18 protein-coding genes are annotated in these 18158 nt (G+C 63.5%); 15 read left to right on the top strand and 3 right to left on the bottom strand.

What is annotated here, in order from left to right; translation table 11 throughout:
• Positions 1-21: 21 nt before the first annotated feature.
• Genes M1B35_RS28220 through M1B35_RS28210 form a run of 3 tightly spaced genes read right to left on the bottom strand, consistent with a single transcriptional unit; the run spans position 22 to position 1773 of the window.
• A complete protein-coding gene (locus tag M1B35_RS28220) occupies positions 22-240 on the bottom strand; it encodes a tautomerase family protein (RefSeq protein ID WP_123333998.1) in 219 nt (72 codons plus the stop codon).
• Between the two features lie 48 nt (positions 241-288).
• Positions 289-1395, bottom strand: a complete 1107-nt coding sequence (locus tag M1B35_RS28215) for an alkene reductase (protein WP_268263690.1) — start codon at positions 1393-1395, stop codon at positions 289-291.
• Positions 1396-1440: 45 nt separating this feature from the next.
• A complete protein-coding gene (locus M1B35_RS28210) occupies positions 1441-1773 on the bottom strand; it encodes a carboxymuconolactone decarboxylase family protein (protein WP_123333994.1) in 333 nt (110 codons plus the stop codon).
• 592 nt (positions 1774-2365) lie between these two features.
• On the opposite strand from M1B35_RS28210, the gene M1B35_RS28205 reads away from it, so the two are divergent.
• The 15 genes from M1B35_RS28205 (at position 2366) to M1B35_RS28135 (ending at position 18104) form a co-directional block, all read left to right on the top strand.
• Positions 2366-3232, top strand: a complete 867-nt coding sequence (locus M1B35_RS28205) for a transporter (protein ID WP_268263689.1) — start codon at positions 2366-2368, stop codon at positions 3230-3232.
• Between the two features lie 183 nt (positions 3233-3415).
• On the top strand, positions 3416-4675 hold the full coding sequence (locus M1B35_RS28200; RefSeq protein WP_268263688.1) for a cytochrome P450: 1260 nt from the start codon (positions 3416-3418) through the stop codon (positions 4673-4675).
• Positions 4676-4681: 6 nt separating this feature from the next.
• Positions 4682-5551 carry a helix-turn-helix domain-containing protein gene (locus tag M1B35_RS28195; protein ID WP_268263687.1) on the top strand — a complete coding sequence of 290 codons (870 nt, stop codon included), beginning with the start codon at positions 4682-4684 and terminating at the stop codon, positions 5549-5551.
• Positions 5552-5553: 2 nt separating this feature from the next.
• A complete protein-coding gene (locus M1B35_RS28190) occupies positions 5554-7017 on the top strand; it encodes an aldehyde dehydrogenase family protein (protein WP_123333986.1) in 1464 nt (487 codons plus the stop codon).
• 46 nt (positions 7018-7063) lie between these two features.
• A complete protein-coding gene (locus M1B35_RS28185; RefSeq protein ID WP_268263686.1) occupies positions 7064-8167 on the top strand; it encodes an NAD(P)-dependent alcohol dehydrogenase in 1104 nt (367 codons plus the stop codon).
• A 64-nt stretch (positions 8168-8231) separates the two neighbouring features.
• On the top strand, positions 8232-8546 hold the full coding sequence (locus tag M1B35_RS28180; protein WP_123333983.1) for a 2Fe-2S iron-sulfur cluster-binding protein: 315 nt from the start codon (positions 8232-8234) through the stop codon (positions 8544-8546).
• Positions 8539-9780 carry an NAD(P)/FAD-dependent oxidoreductase gene (locus tag M1B35_RS28175; protein WP_268263685.1) on the top strand — a complete coding sequence of 414 codons (1242 nt, stop codon included), beginning with the start codon at positions 8539-8541 and terminating at the stop codon, positions 9778-9780. The genes M1B35_RS28180 and M1B35_RS28175 overlap by 8 nt, the downstream gene beginning before the upstream one ends.
• Positions 9781-9825: 45 nt before the next feature.
• The gene (locus tag M1B35_RS28170) at positions 9826-10587 is read left to right on the top strand and encodes an SDR family NAD(P)-dependent oxidoreductase (protein WP_268263691.1); all 762 of its coding nucleotides are present in this window, start codon (positions 9826-9828) and stop codon (positions 10585-10587) included.
• Positions 10584-11759 carry an acyl-CoA dehydrogenase family protein gene (locus tag M1B35_RS28165; RefSeq protein ID WP_123333977.1) on the top strand — a complete coding sequence of 392 codons (1176 nt, stop codon included), beginning with the start codon at positions 10584-10586 and terminating at the stop codon, positions 11757-11759. Before M1B35_RS28170 ends, M1B35_RS28165 begins: the two co-directional genes overlap by 4 nt.
• The gene (locus tag M1B35_RS28160) at positions 11756-12817 is read left to right on the top strand and encodes a phosphotransferase (protein WP_268263684.1); all 1062 of its coding nucleotides are present in this window, start codon (positions 11756-11758) and stop codon (positions 12815-12817) included. The genes M1B35_RS28165 and M1B35_RS28160 overlap by 4 nt, the downstream gene beginning before the upstream one ends.
• On the top strand, positions 12814-13602 hold the full coding sequence (locus tag M1B35_RS28155) for an enoyl-CoA hydratase/isomerase family protein (RefSeq protein ID WP_268263683.1): 789 nt from the start codon (positions 12814-12816) through the stop codon (positions 13600-13602). The genes M1B35_RS28160 and M1B35_RS28155 overlap by 4 nt, the downstream gene beginning before the upstream one ends.
• 2 nt (positions 13603-13604) lie before the next feature.
• Complete coding sequence (locus M1B35_RS28150; RefSeq protein WP_268263682.1) at positions 13605-14765, top strand: acetyl-CoA C-acetyltransferase; 1161 nt, start codon at positions 13605-13607, stop codon at positions 14763-14765.
• A gap of 1 nt (position 14766) precedes the next feature.
• Positions 14767-15765: an NAD(P)H-dependent flavin oxidoreductase gene (locus M1B35_RS28145; protein ID WP_123333969.1), complete on the top strand. Its 999-nt coding sequence runs from the start codon at positions 14767-14769 to the stop codon at positions 15763-15765.
• Positions 15762-16538: an enoyl-CoA hydratase-related protein gene (locus M1B35_RS28140; protein WP_268263681.1), complete on the top strand. Its 777-nt coding sequence runs from the start codon at positions 15762-15764 to the stop codon at positions 16536-16538. Before M1B35_RS28145 ends, M1B35_RS28140 begins: the two co-directional genes overlap by 4 nt.
• A gap of 48 nt (positions 16539-16586) precedes the next feature.
• A complete protein-coding gene (locus M1B35_RS28135) occupies positions 16587-18104 on the top strand; it encodes an acyl-CoA synthetase (protein WP_268263680.1) in 1518 nt (505 codons plus the stop codon).
• The last annotated feature ends 54 nt before the right edge of the window (positions 18105-18158 follow it).

Genomic DNA, 18158 nt, shown 5'->3' with positions numbered 1-18158 from the left:
TTTTTGGGGGAAGGGGCGTCTTTATTGACCCGCTTGCAATTTCAAGACTTCTTGCGCCGTCACGGGCTTGCCCGCGATTCCCCAATCCCCGCTCTTGACCTCTTCGAAGATGACCCAGGTGAGGGGGCGCATGTTTTCACCTTCCACAGACACCATGGCGTCCGTCACTTTCTGAATGACTTCGGCTTTCTGCTGATCGGTAAAAAGGCCTTCAATGCTCTTGATGGTAATGAGCGGCATGGTGTGCTCCTTGATGTCTGAAGTGGCCAGTGATGAAGCAGTCAGTCCTCAGGCTTGGTCTGCAAGGTAGTGCGGGTAGTCGGTGTAACCCTTGGCGATGCGATCGCTGACACCGTAGTAAGTCGTGCGATCGCCTTCTGCCAGTGGCCAGCCGTTCTGCATGCGCTCTACCAGGTCAGGGTTGGCGATGTAGGCGGTTCCGAAGGCGATCAAGTCAAGTTCACCTTTGGCCAGCTCCGACTCAGCGAGGGCCTGGGTGAATCCGCCAGCAGCCATCAAGGTCCCTTTGTAGGCTTCACGGAACGCCGCGCTGAAACCAGGCGGCGTTTGCGCGGTGACGAGGGTCGGTTGGTAGTTAAGGTGGATATAGGCCAGCTCACGCTCGTTGAGCGCTGCTGCCATGCTCATCCAGGTTTCTGCCTCACCTTCGTAAACACCAAAGTCGTACAGGCGACCAAATGGCGAGAACCGTACGCCAATCTTTGACCCGCCGATTTCGGCAGCAATCGCGTCGATGGTTTCCAGCAGGAAACGCTGGCGATTGGCGATCGAGCCACCGTACTGGTCGGTACGGGTGTTCAAGGCGCTACTGAGGAACTGGTCAAACAGAAAGCCGTTGGCGGCCATGATTTCGACACCGTCAAAACCGGCTTCCATCGCCATGCGCGCGGACTTCACAAAGTCAGCGATGACCCGCTTTACCTCATCGGTATCCAGCGCACGGGGCACGCTGGGTTGCACAGGGCCGGACTCGCCGGGCTCGACCCAGGCGTAGACGGTGGTATCGACCGCCGGCTGAGTGCCCGAAGAAACCGGCACCAGGCCATGCACCGAAACATGGGACATGCGGCCAACGTGCCACAACTGAGCAAAGATTTTTCCGCCTTTGGCATGCACCGCGTCGGTGACCTTACGCCAGCCTGGCAAGTGTTCATCGGCGTAAATACCGGGGGTGTACAGGTAGCCGCGGGCTTCGTCGGAAACCGGTAAGCCTTCGGTGATCAACAGCCCGGCAGAGGCGCGCTGTGCGTAGTACAGCGCGGTGAACTCGTTAGGGATGTTATCCAGGGTCCGAGTGCGGGTCATTGGAGCCATGACGACCCGGTTCTGAAGTGCAGTACCGGACAGGTCGTAAGGGGTGAACAGCTTATTCATGATTAATCTCGAAGAGGTTGAGGGTTAAAAACCAAGCTGTCGGAGTTACGACTTGTCGAATGCGTCCAGCACGTGCGTGCTGTAAACCAGCGCCGCGCCAGCGTTCATGTTGATTGCCACACCCAGTGCTTCGGCAACTTCTTCACTGGTGACGCCGAGTTTCTTGGCTTCCGCGGCGTGGAAGGCGATACAGCCATCGCAACGGGTGGTGACAGCCACGGCGAGGGAGATCAGCTCGCGGGTCTTTGCGTCCAGGTGATGGGTCTTGCTGCCGGCAGCGCCCAGCGCAGCCATGCCTTTCATGGTTTCTGGAGACAGGCCGTTGAGTTCCACCAGGCGAGTGTTGATGTCTTTGCGGGTTTGCTTCCAATCTTGCATAGGATTCTCACAGAGCGATTTATTCAGGGTTTAGTTCGGTTTTTGAAATTGTTATTACGCTACCATTCAGTTGGTAGGCGTTCAATGTGGTTGTGGTGATTTCCACTATCAACGCTGTCGTATGGATTGAGGCTTATTTTCCTGATGGCCGGCACCCGTGGGGCGAGGGCGCGTCCCAAGTGGAGCAGGCAGCACGCCGATGGCTACGCGCCAGACAGTCCATCGACGAGTTGATATCGAGCGTCAAGTTGAGGGTGAAGTGGCCAGCACCATCAATGGCGGGGCGCGAGGAAGGTGGGGGGGGCAGGCAGGCGTGGACAAGTCGACCACGGCTAGTCCCCCGTTTTATGCGTATCACTTGCCCGTCATCGGGGGGCAAACCTTTCACATCACCCCTTTGAGGTGAAGACAAGGTCGTCGGGCGTCTATTGCTACGTGCGCCACCCCAGCGTCCATAGCCACCGCAAGATTCGGTAAAAACACAGGTCATTTCCGACCAGTCGACTGTTCCGTGCGTCCTTATGATGGGCTCGCAGGCCGCTGTGCCTGTTCGCGTGTAGACCCATTACAAGAATAAAAAAGGTAGTCGCAGATGAACAAGTTAAAAGCCGTTGCCATGTCGACGTTAGTGCTGTCTGTTGCCTCGAAAAGTTATGCGTTCGATGGTCATCCAGGGGATTACTTATGGCTCCCGGATCACTCTGCCGTCGCACTGATTTATGGACAGTATCAATCGGCCGACTCGTTCAAGGTCGATGGTGGCAATACCGTGCCGAAGTCGAAACTTGAAGCGGCTACATCGATTGTGCGGGGCGTGTACTTCAGGGACCTGGGGGGCGTTAAAACCTCCTTTCAGTTTTTTGTGCCGGCCGGGGAGTTTCGTACGGCGCGTGTCGGCGGGGTTGATCAGACCACGTCCAACGGCATTGGCGACCTGACGGTGGGGGCCACGATCTATCCGCTGGCTTCCATGGAACCCACCGGAACCACCCTGGGGATCACGGCATTCCTCACCGCACCTACGGGGCAGTACGACGTGCGTGATGTCTCCATCGGTGGGGGCGCCTGGGTGTTTACCCCGCAGTTGGGGATGACCCAGGGGCTGGGGCACGGCTTTTACCTGGACGCTTACCTGGATGTGGCTTTTCGTCGCGACAGCACTGACCGAGGAATAAAAGACTCGGTTGATCCGGCCACCCAGTTGCAAACCTATCTGCGTTACCAGTTCAACCCGACGGACTCGCTGACCTTTGGTTATTCGGGACGCTACGGCGGTAAACGTTACCTGGATGATGATTACACCGGGACCAAGACCCGTAATGATCAACTGCGACTGTTTGCGGGCAAGTGGATATCGGCCACCTCGCAAATCGAAGGGATGCTCGGTCGAGATATCAACGTCAAGGGTGGCTTCAAGAATGATTACGTCGTGCAGCTGCGCCTGGCGAAGTTGTTCTGAACAGTGCGTCGATATAAGCGGACAACCGAGCAAAAGACTGGATAGAACCGCCCTCCAAGTGCACTGCAGGAATAGACAAAAACGGCGGTAATTCTGTGTATAGACCCTGCCGCTGCTTCGCTCTACCTTGTTGCATAGCCCAATAATAAAAGCCCGTCGAGGGCCCCGATGGAGTCAGAGAATATGCCTGTTCTCACGTCCGACCTTGCGAACGCTGATCTTGATCAGCGCCCCGATTTGAAAAGCCCCGACCTCTATGTCAATCGGGTGCCCCACGAAGTGTTTGCCCGACTGCGCCAGGAACAGCCTGTGTATTGGAACCCCGAAGCCGATGGCGCCGGGTTCTGGGCGATCCTGCGTCATGCCGACATCGTCGAAGTCTCGCGCCAGCCGCTGTTGTTCTCTTCGGCCCATGAAAACGGTGGCCATCGGATTTTCAACGAAAACGAAGTCGGCCTCACCAATGCCGGTGACTCGGCCATTGGCGTGCCGTTCATTTCCACCGATCCACCCGTGCACACCCAGTACCGCAAGGTGGTGATGCCGGCGCTGTCTCCGGCCCGCCTGGGGGATATCGAACAACGCATTGAGGCCCGTGCCGAGGCCTTGATCGACAAGATCCCCCTGGGCGAACCGGTGGACCTGGTGCCGTTGCTGTCGGCTCCTTTGCCGCTGCTGACCCTGGCTGAACTCTTGGGTTTGGGGGAAGAAACCTGGCACGACCTGTACCACTGGACCAATGCCTTTGTGGGTGAGGATGACCCTGAATTTCGCCAGTCGCCCGAGGCGCTGGGCAAGGTCCTGGGGGAGTTCATGGCGTTCTCGCAGACGCTGTTCGAAGACCGCCTGGCCAACCCAGGCCCGGACATCGCGTCGCTGCTGGCCCATGCCCAGGTCGATGGCCGCAGCGCTTCGTTGCGGGACTTTATCGCCAACCTGATTTTGACCCTGGTCGGTGGCAACGAGACGACCCGCAACTCCATCAGCCACACCATCGTCACCTTTGCCCAGCAGCCCGAGCAATGGCAGCGCCTGGTGGACAACCCCGACCTGCTGAAAACGGCCGCCGCCGAGATGGTGCGTCATGCCAGCCCAGTGATGCACATGCGTCGGACCGCGATGCAAGACACGGTCATCGGCGGCCAGGCCATCGCCAAGGGCGACAAGGTGGTGCTCTGGTACATCTCGGGCAACCGTGATGAAGCGGTGTTTGCCAATGCCGACCAGTTCGACGTGACCCGCACCGGGCCGCAGCATCTGGGGTTCGGCTCGGGGCAGCACGTGTGCGTGGGCTCGCGGTTGGCCGAGATGCAGTTGCGGGTGGTGTTTCGCATCCTCGCTCGACGGGTCCAGCGTTTTGAATTGTGTTCGGCGTCCCGCCGCTTTCGTTCCAACTTTCTCAATGGTCTGAAAAACCTCAACGTCGTTCTGGTCCCGAGGTAGTCGATTATGCAAAGGCCACGAGAAACCTGGACCAGCGAGGCGATTATCAGCGACGCCCTGTGTTGCCCGCCCGATGTGTCGTACCGCTCGACCGAGCAGGGCTGGCAACTTACCCGCTGGCGTCAATTTGTCGGTCATTACCAACTGCCGGCTTTACCCAGCTCTTTGTACGTGGCGCACATTGGCGGCAAGCAACAAGTACGCATGTGGGAGCGCGGCAGTTGGAGCGACGTGTGCTCAAAACCCAGCGACGCCACCGTCGTGCCCCAGGGCATGGGGTCGCGCTGGTTGGTCGATGGCGAGCTGGATGTGGTGACCCTCAGCGTGGGCGTCGGCCCCCATTCATTGGCGCAGCATGAGATTCCCTTGCGCTTTGCCTACACCGATCCGTTCGGCATCGCGCTGGTCCGGCAGATTCTCACCCAGCTCTACGAGGAGGAGACGCTTGAACGCAACACCTACATCGAGGCCCTGTTCGCCGCGTTCAAGGCGCACTTGAGCCGTGGTGTGGGCATCGCGCCGACGCAGATACCCTGCACCCTGTCGTCGCCCCATCGCTTGCACGCGGTGTTGACGAAGATCCGCGAGTGCCCCGAAGCGGACTTCAGCCTGGAGTCCTTGGCAATGCTCGCCGGCATGAAGCCCTCGCACTTCTGCCGCATGTTCCGCAACGCCATGGGCACCACGCCGCACCAGTACGTGGTTCGCAGCAAGTTGCGGGTGGCCGAGGACATGTTGCGCAACTCGCGGTTGTCGATCATGGCGATCGCCGACGCACTGGGCTTCAAGACCCAAGGGCACTTCACGCGATTGTTCCGCCAGCAGGTGGGCGAAACCCCCACCGACTTTCGGCGCCGTGGTTGCACAGGAGAATGATCATGTTGCCTTTCCCGAAACTCGAACTGCCGGAGCGGGCGCTGTATGCCGGTTCCGAACGCCTGATCACCCAGGCCGTACTGGTGGATGAAGACCCGTGTAGCGGCCAGACCATCACTGAAATTGCCGACGCCACGGTCGAGGATGTCGATGCGATTGTCGGTGCCGCCAACGCGGCGTTCGAAAGCGCTGCCTGGCGGGGCATCACGCCCCTGGCCCGTGAGCGTTTGCTGCACCGCTTTGCCGATGCCATTGAGGCCGACTCAACTCGTCTGGCCGAGTTGGAAGCCCTGGACACGGGCAAGCCCATCAGCATCGCCAGCGGCGTCGATCTGCCGGCCGTGGTCAGCTGGTTGCGGGTTTTTGCCGGCTGGCCGACGAAACTGGCCGGGCGTGCCGGAAACCTGAGCGTCACGCCGGGCGATTTTCACGTGTACACCCGGCGCGAACCCGTGGGCGTGGTGGCGGCGATTACCCCGTGGAATTTTCCCCTGGTACTGGCCATGTGGAAAATCGCCCCGGCCCTGGCCGCCGGCTGCACCGTGGTGCTCAAGCCTGCCCCGGAAACCTCCCTGAGCGCCTTGCGCCTGGCACAGATCGCCCTGGAAGCCGGGCTGCCACCGGGGGTCTTGTCCGTGGTCACCGGCGGCGGGGCGGCGGGCGCGGCACTGGCGGCCCATCCGGGTATCGCCAAAGTCGCCTTCACCGGTTCCACCGCCACCGGACAATCGGTGCTGCAGGCGTCGGTGGCGGACATCAAGCGCGTGACCCTGGAGCTGGGGGGCAAGTCGCCGACCATTATCTGCAAGGACGCCGACCTTGCCCGGGCCATTCCCCAGGCCGCCATGGCGTGCTTCTTCAACAGCGGCCAGGTGTGCTACGCCGGCACTCGCCTGTACGTCCAGCGCGCGGTCTATGAGCAGGTGCTGGAGGGAATCGCCGGCGTGGCAGGGTCGCTGAACATCGGCGCCAGCCACGATCCGGCCAGCCAGCTCGGGCCGCTGATCAGCGCCCGTCAGCACGAGAAAGTCTCGGGGTTTGTCGAGCGAGCGCTGGCCCAGGGCATTGAGCGTTACCCGGCGCACTCGGGGCGCCTGCCCGAACGTGGGCACTACTTCGCCCCGACCTTGCTGCGCGACGTTCCGGCCGACGCCGAGGTGGCCCGCGAGGAGGTCTTTGGCCCAGTGCTGATCGCGGCACCGTTCGACGAGTTGGACGAGGCCGTCGCCCTGGCCAACGACAGCGTGTATGGCTTGGCCGCCCATGTCTGGAGCCGTGATCTGGCAACCAGCCATCGGACCGCCGCCAGGCTCGATGCCGGCACCGTTTTTGTGAACTGCGCGTTACTGGCCGACCCCGGTTTTCCGTTTGGCGGCATGAAGCGCTCCGGGCTGGGCCGGGAAAACGGCATGGAAGTGCTGGAGGCCTACCTGGAGCCCAAATCGATCGTCATGTCCCTGGCCTGAACACCGCCATCGCGCACCCCATAACAATTATTAGCAGGTACTCACTATGCAGATAAAAGCTGCTGTAGCTCGTAAGGCGCACGCGCCATTTACCGTTGAGCAGGCTCAGCTCGATGGGCCCCGGGACGACGAAGTGCTGGTCCGCATTGTGGGCGTCGGGTTGTGTCACACCGATTTGGTCGCCCGTGACCAGTTCATCCCGATCGCCTTGCCGGCGGTACTGGGCCATGAAGGGGCGGGCATCGTTGAGCAAGTGGGGCGGCACGTTACTCGGGTGGCTCCCGGGGATCGGGTGGTGATCAGCTTTGCCCACTGTGGTCACTGCCCGCGTTGCCACGAACAGTTGCCGTCGTACTGCCAGACCTTTCCTCAACTGAACTACAGCGGGGCCCGTGAAGACGGTTCAGCGGCGATTCACATCGGTGATGAGCGAGTTTCGTCGAACTTCTTCGGCCAATCGTCCTTTGCCAGTCACGCCCTGGCCACGGAGCGCAATGTCGTCAAGATCGACGATGAGCAACTGCCGCTGGAGATCCTCGGGCCGCTGGGCTGTGGCTTGCAGACCGGGGCCGGCGCCGTCATGCGCTCCATGGCGTGCCCGGCAGGCTCGACCCTGGCGATTTTCGGCGGTGGCCCGGTGGGCTTGGCGGCGGTGATGGCAGCGAAGATTCAAGGCTGTGCCACGGTGATCCTGGTCGAGCCGCAGCATGGGCGTCGCGAACTGGCCTTGACCTTGGGCGCGCATCACGTGATTGACCCCACGGCCTGTGACGTGGCCGCGCGCATCCGTGAAATCCTGCCCTTGGGCGTGGATTTTGCCTTTGAGTCCAGCGGCCGAGAGTCGGCGGTCGAAGCGGCCCTGGCCGCGCTGGCCAGCCATGGCTTGCTCGGCCTTGCCGGGGTGCCGCCGACACCGCAAAGCGCAGTGTCGATCAACCTGGCGTCGCTGATCACCTTTGGTCATCGCCTCCAGGGAATTATCGAAGGCGACAGCGACTTGCACGGGTTCATCCCCGAGTTGCTGGCCCATTACAAGGCCGGGCGCTTCCCGTTCGACAAGCTGATCAAGACCTATCGGCTGGAACAGATCAATCAGGCGATCGCCGACCAGGCCAGCGGTGAGTGCATCAAGGCCGTGCTTCTGCCTTAGCGCCCAGCGCCGTGTTTTACCGGCCGTGCGACCCGCGACGGCCCAACATTTCAAGGAAACGATCATGCCCACGATCAACGTGATCTGCCGCGATGGCGGCCAGATGCAAGTCCGTGCACCCGTTGGTATCTCGCTGATGGAGGCCCTGCGCGACGCCGGCGTCGACGATGTCCGGGCGTTGTGCGGCGGGTGCTGCTCCTGCGCCACCTGCCATGTGTTTGTCCTGCAAGGTGCCGAGCATCTGGCGCCGATGGGCAGCGACGAGGCCGACATGCTCGATTGCAGCCTCTATCGGCGCGACACCTCGCGCCTGGCGTGCCAGCTCAACCTGGACGCCAGTAGCGAAGGCCTGTGTGTCGAGGTGGCCCCCGATGAATGAAGCCCCGCCTGTGCAGCACTTTGACGTGTTGATCGTCGGTGCCGGGCATGGCGGCGCGCAAGCCGCCATCGCCCTGCGCCAACAGGGCTTTGCGGGCAGCCTGGCGCTGCTGGGCAAAGAGCCCCATCTGCCTTACGAGCGCCCGCCCTTGTCCAAGGAATACCTCGCCTTGGAGAAACCGTTCGAGCGCATTGTGCTGCGGGCGCAGGGCTTCTGGCAGGAGCGCGGGATTGCCTTGCAGCTGGATTGCGAAGTGGTCCGGGTCGATGCGACGCAGCATTGGGTCGAGACCGCGCAGGGCGAGCGCATCGGCTACTCCCGACTGATTTGGGCCAGCGGTGCCCGACCGCGCCCGCTGGCCGTGGCCGGCGCGCAGTTGCAGGGAGTGCACTGCATTCGCAGCCGTGCCGATGTCGACGCCATCATGGCCGAGCTGCACGCGGTGCAGCACGTGGTGGTGATCGGCGGTGGCTTTATCGGCCTGGAAGCCGCCGCGGTGCTGCGCAAGCTGGGGCGTGAAGTCAGCGTGGTCGAAGCCCAGGATCGGGTGCTGGCCCGAGTGGCCGGGGTGGCGGTGTCGCGCTTTTACGAGGCCGAGCACCGTGCCCAGGGCGTGGTGGTGCACCTGGGCCTGGGTGTTGACTGCCTCCTGGGCAAACAGGGCAGGGTGGCCCACGTGCGCCTGTCTGACGGGCGTCAACTGGCGGCCGACATGGTGATTGTCGGCATTGGCGTGCTGCCGGACATCGAACCGCTGATCGCCGCCGGGGCGGCCATCAGCAACGGCGTATCGGTGGACGGGCGCTGTCGCAGCTCGTTGCCGGACGTCTTCGCCATTGGCGATTGCGCCAGCCATTTCAACCGCTTTGCCGACGGCTTGGCGATTCGCCTGGAATCGGTCCAGAACGCCAACGACCAGGCCACGCTGGTGGCCCGGGAAATCCTCGGCAAGGGCGAAGACTACGCCGCCTTGCCTTGGTTTTGGTCCAACCAGTACGACCTGCGCCTGCAAACCGTCGGCCTGTCGACCGGGCATGACCAGGCGGTGTTGCGCGGCGACCCGTTGAGCCGAGCGTTCTCGGTCATCTACCTGAAGCGCGGGCGCGTCATCGCCCTGGATTGCATCAATGCCTCGGCGGATTACGTCCAGGGCCGCGGGCTGGTGCTCGCTCAAGCCTGTATCGCCCCCGAGGTGCTCGCGGATACCTCGGTGCCGCTCAAATCGTTGCTGTGATCGCAGCTCGCAACAGCCATAAAAAAAGCAAGGGGATCCATGCATATGCAGACCAAGGCAATAGCAGCAGTAGTGACCGGCGGTGCGTCGGGCCTGGGGGGCGCCGTCGCGGCGCGATTGGCGGCCGCCGGGGCCCGAGTGGCGATTATCGACCTCAACCCGGTGCTCGGCCGGCAGCACGCCGAGGCCATCGGCGGGGTGTTTATCGAGGCGGATGTGACCGACGAGGTCGCCATCGAAGACGCCCTGGCCACTGCCGAAGGGCTGCATGGCAAGGCCCGTATCCTGGTCAATTGCGCCGGTATCGGGCCACCGGCCAAGGCTCTCAACCGGGACGGCACGGCGCTGCCGCTCAAGGACTTCATGCGCATCATCAACATCAACCTCAATGGCAGCTTCAACGTGCTGTCGAAGTTCGCCGCTCGCCTGCACAGCGCCGAACTGCTGGGTGAGGAGCGTGGGGTGATTATCAACACCGCCAGTGTCGCCGCCTTCGACGGCCAGGTCGGCCAGCCGGCCTACGCCGCGTCGAAAGCCGGGATCGTTGGCATGACCTTGCCCCTGGCCCGGGAGTTCGCCCGCTACGGCATCCGCGTCATGACCATTGCCCCGGGGATTTTCCTCACGCCGTTGCTGGCCTCGCTGCCCCAGGAGGCACAGGCCTCGCTGGGGCAACAGGTGCCGTTCCCGAGTCGCCTGGGGCAGCCGGACGAGTTTGCTCAACTGGTCCAGGCCATTGTCGAAAACCCCATGCTCAACGGCGAAGTCATTCGCCTGGACGGCGCAATACGGATGGCTGCCCGATGAGTACGGACGACATGCAACTGGCGACCGCCATCGCCGAACGGGTGGAGCGTTTTGTGCGCGACGTGGTGGTGCCGTACGAGCAGGACCGGCGCCGCGATCATCACGATTGCCCCACTGATGAGCTGGCGGCCGAACTGCGTCAGAAAGCGCGCGAGGAAGGGGTGCTGACCCCGCACATCCTGGCGGACGGCCGTCATTTGAGTCAGCGCGGCACCGCCGTGGTGTTGGCGCGCACCGGCCTCTCGCCCCTGGGCCCGTTGGCCTGTAATACCTGCGCGCCGGACGAGGGCAACATGTATTTGCTCGGCAAGGTGGGGAGCCCGGCGATCAAGCAACAATTCCTCGAGCCGCTGATCGCCGGGCGCGCCCGCTCGGCCTTTTTCATGACCGAACCGGCAGCCGAAGGCGGCGCCGGCTCAGACCCTTCGATGATGCAAACCACCTGCTGGCGTGAAGGTGACAACTGGGTCATCCATGGCCGCAAAGCCTTTATCACCGGCGCCGAGGGTGCGCAGATCGGCATTGTCATGGCCAAGGCCGAGGAGGGCGCCTGCATGTTCCTGGTGGCGCTGCCCGACCCCTCCATCCGCATCGAGCGAGTGCCCCGCACGCTCGACAGTTCCATGCCGGGCGGCCACGCGATTGTGACCCTGGATCACTTGCGGGTGCCTGCCGAGCAGATGCTCGGCCACGCGGGCGAGGGCTTTCACTATGCCCAGGTCCGGCTGGCGCCGGCACGACTGTCCCACTGCATGCGCTGGTACGGCGCCTGCCTGCGGGCCAATGAAATCGCCACCGACTACGCCAACCGGCGCATGGCCTTCGGCAAGCTGCTGATCGACCACGAAGGCACGGGGTTCATGCTGGCGGAAAACCTGATCGAGCTGAAACAGGTGGAGCTGATGATCGACTGGTGTGCCGGGGTCCTGGACGGCGGCGCCCAGGGCGGTGCGGAGAGTTCGATGACCAAGGTGGCGGTCAGCGAAGCCTTGATGCGGGTCGCGGACCGTTGCGTGCAGGTCATGGGCGGCAGCGGGCTGACCGAAGACAGCATCGTCGAGCAGTTGTACCGGGAAATTCGCGCGTTTCGGATCTACGACGGGCCGACCGAGGTTCACAAATGGTCGCTGGCCAAGAAAATCAAGCGGGACTGGGCGAGGGCGCAAGCATGAAGGCCATGGCACAACAGACCAGTGCCGGTGCGGTACGCCCGGAAATGGCGTTCAACGAGGGGGCTCTGCACGACTGGATGCAGGCCCATGTCGAGGGCTTTCGCGGGCCGATGACGGTGTTGCAGTTCAAGGGCGGCCAGTCGATCCCCACCTACCAGCTCGACACGCCATCGGGCAGCTACGTGCTGCGACGCAAGCCCACCGGGCCGTTGCTGCAAGGCGCCCATTCGGTGGAGCGCGAGGCGCGGGTGCAGCAGGCCTTGTCCAAGGTCGGCTTTGCGGTGCCGCGCATCCATGGGCTGTGTACGGACGAGTCGATCATTGGCAGCTGCTTTTACGTGATGGAGCGGGTCCAGGGCAGGATCTTCTGGGATGCGACCTTTCCCGAGGTCGAGCGCGAGGAACGACCACGCTACTTCGATGCGATGAACGCCACACTCGCCGCGTTGCATCGTCTGGACCCGGTCGAACTGGGGCTGGGCGATTACGGCAAGTCGGGCAATTACTTCGCTCGGCAAATCAGTCGCTGGTCCCGTCAGTACCTGGAAGACACTGCCGCCGGGCGAGATTCCAACATGGACGCCCTGATCGAATGGCTGCCGGCGCACATTCCCGCGGGCGACGAGACGAGCCTCGTGCACGGTGATTTTCGCTGCGACAACATGATTTTCCACCCCAGCGAACCCCGGGTCATCGCGGTGCTGGATTGGGAGCTGTCGACCCTCGGGCACCCGCTGGCCGACTTCGCCTACCACGCGATGATGTATCAGATGCCGCCAACCATCGTGGCCGGTCTGTCGGGCGCCGATCTGGCCGCGCTGAACATTCCCTCCCAGGCCGACTACCTGGCGGCGTATTGCGCGCGTACAGGGCGCGGGCCCATTGCCTCCTGGGAGTTTTACATGGCCTTCAACTTCTTCCGCATGGCGGCGATTTTTCATGGCATCAAGGGCCGGGTCATTCGCGGCACGGCGTCGTCGGCCCATGCCCGCGAACGGGCCGAAAGCTTCCCGGTGCTGGCTGAACTGGCACGTCGCTGCATGGAGGCCTGCCCATGAACGATGGCGTACTGCTGGACCTTGACGGCCCGGTGGCCAACCTCACGTTGAATCGGCCGCAACGGGGCAACGCCATCGACTTGTCAATGGCACAGACGCTCCTGCGTGCCGCCATCCGCTGTGACCAGGACCCGGCGATTCGTTGCGTGGTCATCACCGGGGCCGGCCGGTTGTTCTGTGCGGGCGGTGACCTGGGGGCGTTTACCGCCTCAGGCGATGAGGTGCCGGGCTTTCTCAGCGAGTTGGCCGGGGTGCTGCACCTGGCCATCTCACGTTTGATGCGCATGGCCAAGCCCCTGGTGGTGCTGGTCAATGGCCCGGCTGCGGGGGCCGGCATGAGCCTGTCGCTGCTCGGTGACATCGTCCTGGCCAGCGGCTCGGCCCATTTCACCCCGGCTTATAGCGGCATCGGCTTGAGCCCCGACGGCGGCCTGAGCTGGCACTTGCCACGCCTGGTCGGCTTGCGCCGGGCCCAGGAAATCCTGCTGCTCAACCGCCGACTCGACGCCGCGCAGGCCCAGGACCTGGGCCTGATCACCCGTCTGGTCGACGACGGTCAATTGCTGCCAGAGGGGCGCCAGATTGCCCAGGCCTTGGCCGCCGCGGCCACGCCGGCCCTGGGCCGGGTGCGCCAACTGTTGTTGCACAGCTATGGCGCGCAGCTTGAAGCCCACCTGGAGCAGGAGGCGCGCAGCATCAGCGCGGTCAGCCACGGCCCGCAAGCCCGTGAAGGCTTGGCGGCATTCATTGAAAAACGTCCACCCCATTTCCATTCAGGAGTCTGAACATGGCCGATGCCTATATCGTTGAAGCTGTCCGTACCGCCGGGGGACGTCGCAATGGCCAATTGGCCGGTTGGCACCCCGCCGACATGGGGGCTGAAATCCTGGATGCGCTAATCGAGCGTTCGGGTATCGATCCCGCCCTGGTCGAGGATGTGATTTTTGGTTGTGTGACCCAGGCTGGGGAGCAGTCATTCGCTTTCGCCCGCAATGTGGTCCTGGCCTCGACACTCCCGCAAAGCGTGCCGGCGGTGACCATCGACCGCCAGTGCGGCAGCTCGCAGCAGGCGGTGCAGTTTGCCGCCCAGGCGGTGATGTCGGGCATGCAGGACGTGGTCATTGCCGGCGGGGCGGAAAGCATGAGCCGGGTGCCGATGTTCTCCAACATGTCGCTCCACGAGCAGGCCGGGATTGGCGTCGGGCCCTTCAGCGAGCGGATCCAGCGCCGTTTTGGAGTGCAGACGTTCAGCCAATTCGAAGGCGCGCAAATGCTCGCGAAAAAGTTCGGCTACGACCGTGAAACCCTGGACCGCTTCGCCCTGCAGAGCCACCAGCGCGCCTCCCGGGCCACCGCCAGCGGCGCCTTTGCCCAAGAAATCATCGGCCTGGCCACCGCCAACGGCCTGCACCTGCGCGATGAGGGCATCCGTGACGACGCCAGCCTGGCGTCGATCAGTGCGGTCAAACCGTTGCTGGAGGGCAGCGTGTTGTCGGCGGCCAATGCCAGTCAGGTCTGCGACGGCGCCTCGGGCGTGCTGGTGGTCAGTGAGCGCGCCCTCAAGCAGTACGGGCTGACCCCCATTGCCCGGCTGGTCAACATGACGGTGACCGCCGGCGACCCGGTGATCATGCTGGAAGAGCCGATCCATGCGACTCGCAAAGCCCTGAAGAAAGCCGGCTTGAGCATCGCCGACATCGACCTGTACGAAGTCAACGAGGCCTTCGCGCCGGTCCCGCTGGCCTGGCTCGATGCGCTGGAGGCTGACCCGGAGCGGCTCAATGTGAACGGCGGGGCCATTGCCCTGGGCCACCCGCTGGGCGCCTCGGGCAGCAAATTGTTGACCACCCTGATCCATGCCCTGAAAGCCCGTGGCCAGCGCTATGGCTTGCAGACCATGTGCGAAGGCGGCGGCATGGCCAACGTCACTATTGTGGAGGTGCTCTGAGATGGCTTTTCGTAATCGCGTGACCGAGATGCTTGGCATTCGCCACCCCATCGTTCAAGGCGGGATGATGTGGGTCGGACGGGCGGAGCTGGCCAGTGCTGTGTCCAACGCCGGCGGACTGGGTACCCTGACGGCACTGACCCAACCGACACCTGACGACCTGCGCCGGGAAATCGAACGGTGCCGCAGCCTGACGGACAAGCCGTTCGCGGTGAACCTGACCCTTCTGCCATCGGTCAATCCGCCGCCCTATGCCGAGTACCGCCAAGCCATCATCGACAGCGGTGTGCGCATCGTCGAAACCGCCGGCAACAAACCCCAGGAACATGTGGAGGCCTTCAAGGCCAGTGGCCTGACGGTGATTCACAAGTGCACGGCGGTGCGCCATGCCTTGTCGGCCCAGCGCATGGGCGTGGACATCATTTCCATCGACGGTTTTGAGTGCGCCGGGCACCCCGGCGAAGACGACATTCCAGGGCTGGTGCTGATTCCCGCGGCAGCCGACCAGATCCACATTCCCATGATCGCCAGCGGCGGCTTCGGCGATGGCCGGGGGCTGGCGGCGGCCCTGGCGTTGGGCGCTGAGGGCATCAACATGGGGACGCGTTTCTGTGCCACCCGTGAGGCGCCGATTCATGAGGCCATCAAGCAGTTTTTGGTGAACAACGATGAGCGCGCCACGCACCTGATTTTCCGCAACTTTCACAACACCGGCCGGGTGGCCCGCAACAGTGTTTCGGACAAGGTGGTGGAGCTGTCACAGGCCATCGGCGCCAGCTTCGACGACATTCGCGCTTATGTCTCCGGCGCCAAGGGGCGAGAAGCGCTCGAAACCGGCAACCTGGATGCGGGCCTGGTCTGGGCCGGGCAGGTCCAGGGCCTGATTCGCGACATCCCCAGTTGCGCCGAGCTGCTTGAACGCATCGTCAGCGATGCCCAGGCCATCATTCAGCAGCGGCTGGCCGGCATGCTCGATCACACACCGGGGGCCGGCCAATGACTTACCAATACATCAGCGTCGAACGGGAAGGGCACCTGACGCTGGTGACCCTCCAGCGGCCCGACAGCCATAACGCATTGAACGCCGCCGCCCATGAAGAACTGCAGCAGGCGTTCGACGCCTTTGCCGACGATGAGCAGCAATGGGTGGCCATCATCACCGGTGCCGGCAGCAAGGCGTTTTGCGCTGGCCATGACCTCAAGCAGCAAGCCAATGGCGGCGGGCTGGTGACCCCGACCAAGGGCTTTGCAGGCCTGAGTGCCCGGTTTGACCTGAACAAGCCGGTGATCGCAGCGGTCAACGGCGTCGCCATGGGCGGAGGTTTCGAGTTGGCGCTGGCTTGCGACCTGATCATTGCCTCGCCCCACGCCGTGTTCGCCCTGCCGGAGCCGAAAGTCGGGCTCGCGGCGCTGGCCGGTGGCCTGCAGCGCCTGCCGCGTTTGATCGGCCTGAAGCACAGCATGGGCATGCTGCTCACCGGCCGGCGTGTCAGCGCGCAGGAAGGGCGCGAGCTGGGGTTTGTCAATGAAGTGGCCGAAGACGACGTCCTGACGGCGGCGCGGCGTTGGGCCGAGGCCATCATGGCCTGCAGCCCGTTGTCGGTGCGGGCCACCAAAGAGGCGGTGCTACGCGGGCTGGACACGCCCATCGAGCGGGCTCTGGTGGATGAATGGGACTACCCGCAGATGCAAGCAATGCTGGCCTCCAGCGATGCCATCGAAGGCCCGCAGGCGTTTGCTGAAAAGCGTCAGCCGGTCTGGACCGGGCGCTGATTGACCGTGAAGCACGCGACCCCATAACGATAAAAACGAGGAACAGCCATGCACCCCATTACCCACGCGCGCACCCGGCCGGATAAACCGGCGTGCGTCTTGGCCGCCAGCAACCAGGTGCTCACCTACCGTGAGCTGGACCAGTTGGCCAACCAGGGGGCGCACCTGCTGCGCGACCTTGGCCTGGTCCGTGGCGACTGCGTTGCCGTGCTGCTGGAAAACGGCTTCGACATCTTCACCGTTGCCTGGGCCACCCAGCGCGTTGGCCTGTACCTGACGGCGATCTCCTGCAAATCCTCGGCGGCGGACCTGGCCTATGTGGTCGCCAACTCCGGGGCCAAGGTACTGATTGCCAGCGACGCCCTGGCGGCGGTTGCCGAGCAGGCGGCCGGGCTGGCCGGTGTCGAGGGCGTGCAGTTGTTCAGCTCGGCGCCGGGGCGCGTACCCTTTGCCCAGGCCCGCTCAAGCTACCCGACCACCGAGGTCGCGGACGCCACGGCGGGTGGCGACATGCTCTATTCGTCGGGCATGACCGGCCGCCCCAAAGGCGTCAAGCCACAGCTACCCGACGGGCCGATCGATGCAGTCACGCCGCTGATGAACATGGGCCAAAGCCTGTATGGCATGGACGCCGACAGCCGCTACCTGTCGACCTCGCCGCTGTACCACGCGGCGCCGCTGCGCTGGGCCATGGTGATTCAGCGCTTGGGCGGCACCGTGGTGATCATGGAACGCTACGACGCCGAGCAGGCCCTGCAGTTGATCGAGCAGTACCGCATTACCCATTCGACCTTCGTGCCGACCCACTTCGTGCGCCTGCTCAAACTCCCCGAAACCGTACGGCAGGCCTACAGCCACCGTTCACTGCGTGCCGTGGTACACGCTGCCGGCCCCTGCCCGGTGCCGGTCAAGCAGGCCATGATCGACTGGTGGGGGCCGATCATTCACGAGTATTACTCCGGCACCGAAATGTGCGGCATCACCGCGCTCGACTCGCAGCAGTGGCTGAGTAAACCCGGTTCCGTAGGGCGTGCGGTCCTCGGCACGGTGAAAATCGTCGGGCCGGACGGTGAAGAACTGCCGCGGGGCACCCAGGGCGATATCTACTTTGCCGACGGCCCGCGGTTCGAGTACCACAACGACCCCGAGAAAACCCGCCAGGCCTACAACCACCAAGGCTGGGCGACGCTCAACGACATCGGCTGGCTGGATGAAGACGGCTACCTGTTCCTGACCGATCGCAAGAGTTTCATGATCATTTCCGGAGGGGTGAACATCTACCCGCAGGAAATTGAAAACCTGTTGATCACCCACCCCGATGTCGAGGACGTGGCGGTCATCGGCGCGCCGGACGAAGAAATGGGCGAGCGGGTGGTCGCCGTGGTCCAGCCCCGGGTCGGCGTCGAAAGCGGGCCCGGGCTGGCTGAAGCGCTGCGGCGTTTTGTGCGCGAAGGCCTGGGCGGGGTCAAATGCCCCCAGCAGTTCGACTTTCGCGCGACATTGCCGCGTGAACCCACCGGCAAGCTGATGAAGCGGCTGTTAAAGGCGGAGTATGAGGCTCGATAGGTGGGTAGTGGGCGGGCATCCCGGCGAGAGGCATCACCGGTAAGGCCGGCGAAG

This window comes from Pseudomonas morbosilactucae (assembly GCF_023241665.1).
GTDB lineage: Bacteria > Pseudomonadota > Gammaproteobacteria > Pseudomonadales > Pseudomonadaceae > Aquipseudomonas > Aquipseudomonas morbosilactucae.
The sequence above is the reverse complement of the archived record's forward strand: the minus strand, read 5'-3'. Positions and strand labels throughout refer to the sequence as shown.

Bases quoted from the DNA above. Each gene is read 5' to 3' on its own strand.
- M1B35_RS28220 (WP_123333998.1), bottom strand. From the start codon at position 240: ATGCCGCTCATTACCATCAAGAGCATTGAAGGCCTTTTTACCGATCAG.
- M1B35_RS28215 (WP_268263690.1), bottom strand. From the start codon at position 1,395: ATGAATAAGCTGTTCACCCCTTACGACCTGTCCGGTACTGCACTTCAG.
- M1B35_RS28210 (WP_123333994.1), bottom strand. From the start codon at position 1,773: ATGCAAGATTGGAAGCAAACCCGCAAAGACATCAACACTCGCCTGGTG.
- M1B35_RS28205 (WP_268263689.1), top strand. From the start codon at position 2,366: ATGAACAAGTTAAAAGCCGTTGCCATGTCGACGTTAGTGCTGTCTGTT.
- M1B35_RS28200 (WP_268263688.1), top strand. From the start codon at position 3,416: ATGCCTGTTCTCACGTCCGACCTTGCGAACGCTGATCTTGATCAGCGC.
- M1B35_RS28195 (WP_268263687.1), top strand. From the start codon at position 4,682: ATGCAAAGGCCACGAGAAACCTGGACCAGCGAGGCGATTATCAGCGAC.
- M1B35_RS28190 (WP_123333986.1), top strand. From the start codon at position 5,554: ATGTTGCCTTTCCCGAAACTCGAACTGCCGGAGCGGGCGCTGTATGCC.
- M1B35_RS28185 (WP_268263686.1), top strand. From the start codon at position 7,064: ATGCAGATAAAAGCTGCTGTAGCTCGTAAGGCGCACGCGCCATTTACC.
- M1B35_RS28180 (WP_123333983.1), top strand. From the start codon at position 8,232: ATGCCCACGATCAACGTGATCTGCCGCGATGGCGGCCAGATGCAAGTC.
- M1B35_RS28175 (WP_268263685.1), top strand. From the start codon at position 8,539: ATGAATGAAGCCCCGCCTGTGCAGCACTTTGACGTGTTGATCGTCGGT.
- M1B35_RS28170 (WP_268263691.1), top strand. From the start codon at position 9,826: ATGCAGACCAAGGCAATAGCAGCAGTAGTGACCGGCGGTGCGTCGGGC.
- M1B35_RS28165 (WP_123333977.1), top strand. From the start codon at position 10,584: ATGAGTACGGACGACATGCAACTGGCGACCGCCATCGCCGAACGGGTG.
- M1B35_RS28160 (WP_268263684.1), top strand. From the start codon at position 11,756: ATGAAGGCCATGGCACAACAGACCAGTGCCGGTGCGGTACGCCCGGAA.
- M1B35_RS28155 (WP_268263683.1), top strand. From the start codon at position 12,814: ATGAACGATGGCGTACTGCTGGACCTTGACGGCCCGGTGGCCAACCTC.
- M1B35_RS28150 (WP_268263682.1), top strand. From the start codon at position 13,605: ATGGCCGATGCCTATATCGTTGAAGCTGTCCGTACCGCCGGGGGACGT.
- M1B35_RS28145 (WP_123333969.1), top strand. From the start codon at position 14,767: ATGGCTTTTCGTAATCGCGTGACCGAGATGCTTGGCATTCGCCACCCC.
- M1B35_RS28140 (WP_268263681.1), top strand. From the start codon at position 15,762: ATGACTTACCAATACATCAGCGTCGAACGGGAAGGGCACCTGACGCTG.
- M1B35_RS28135 (WP_268263680.1), top strand. From the start codon at position 16,587: ATGCACCCCATTACCCACGCGCGCACCCGGCCGGATAAACCGGCGTGC.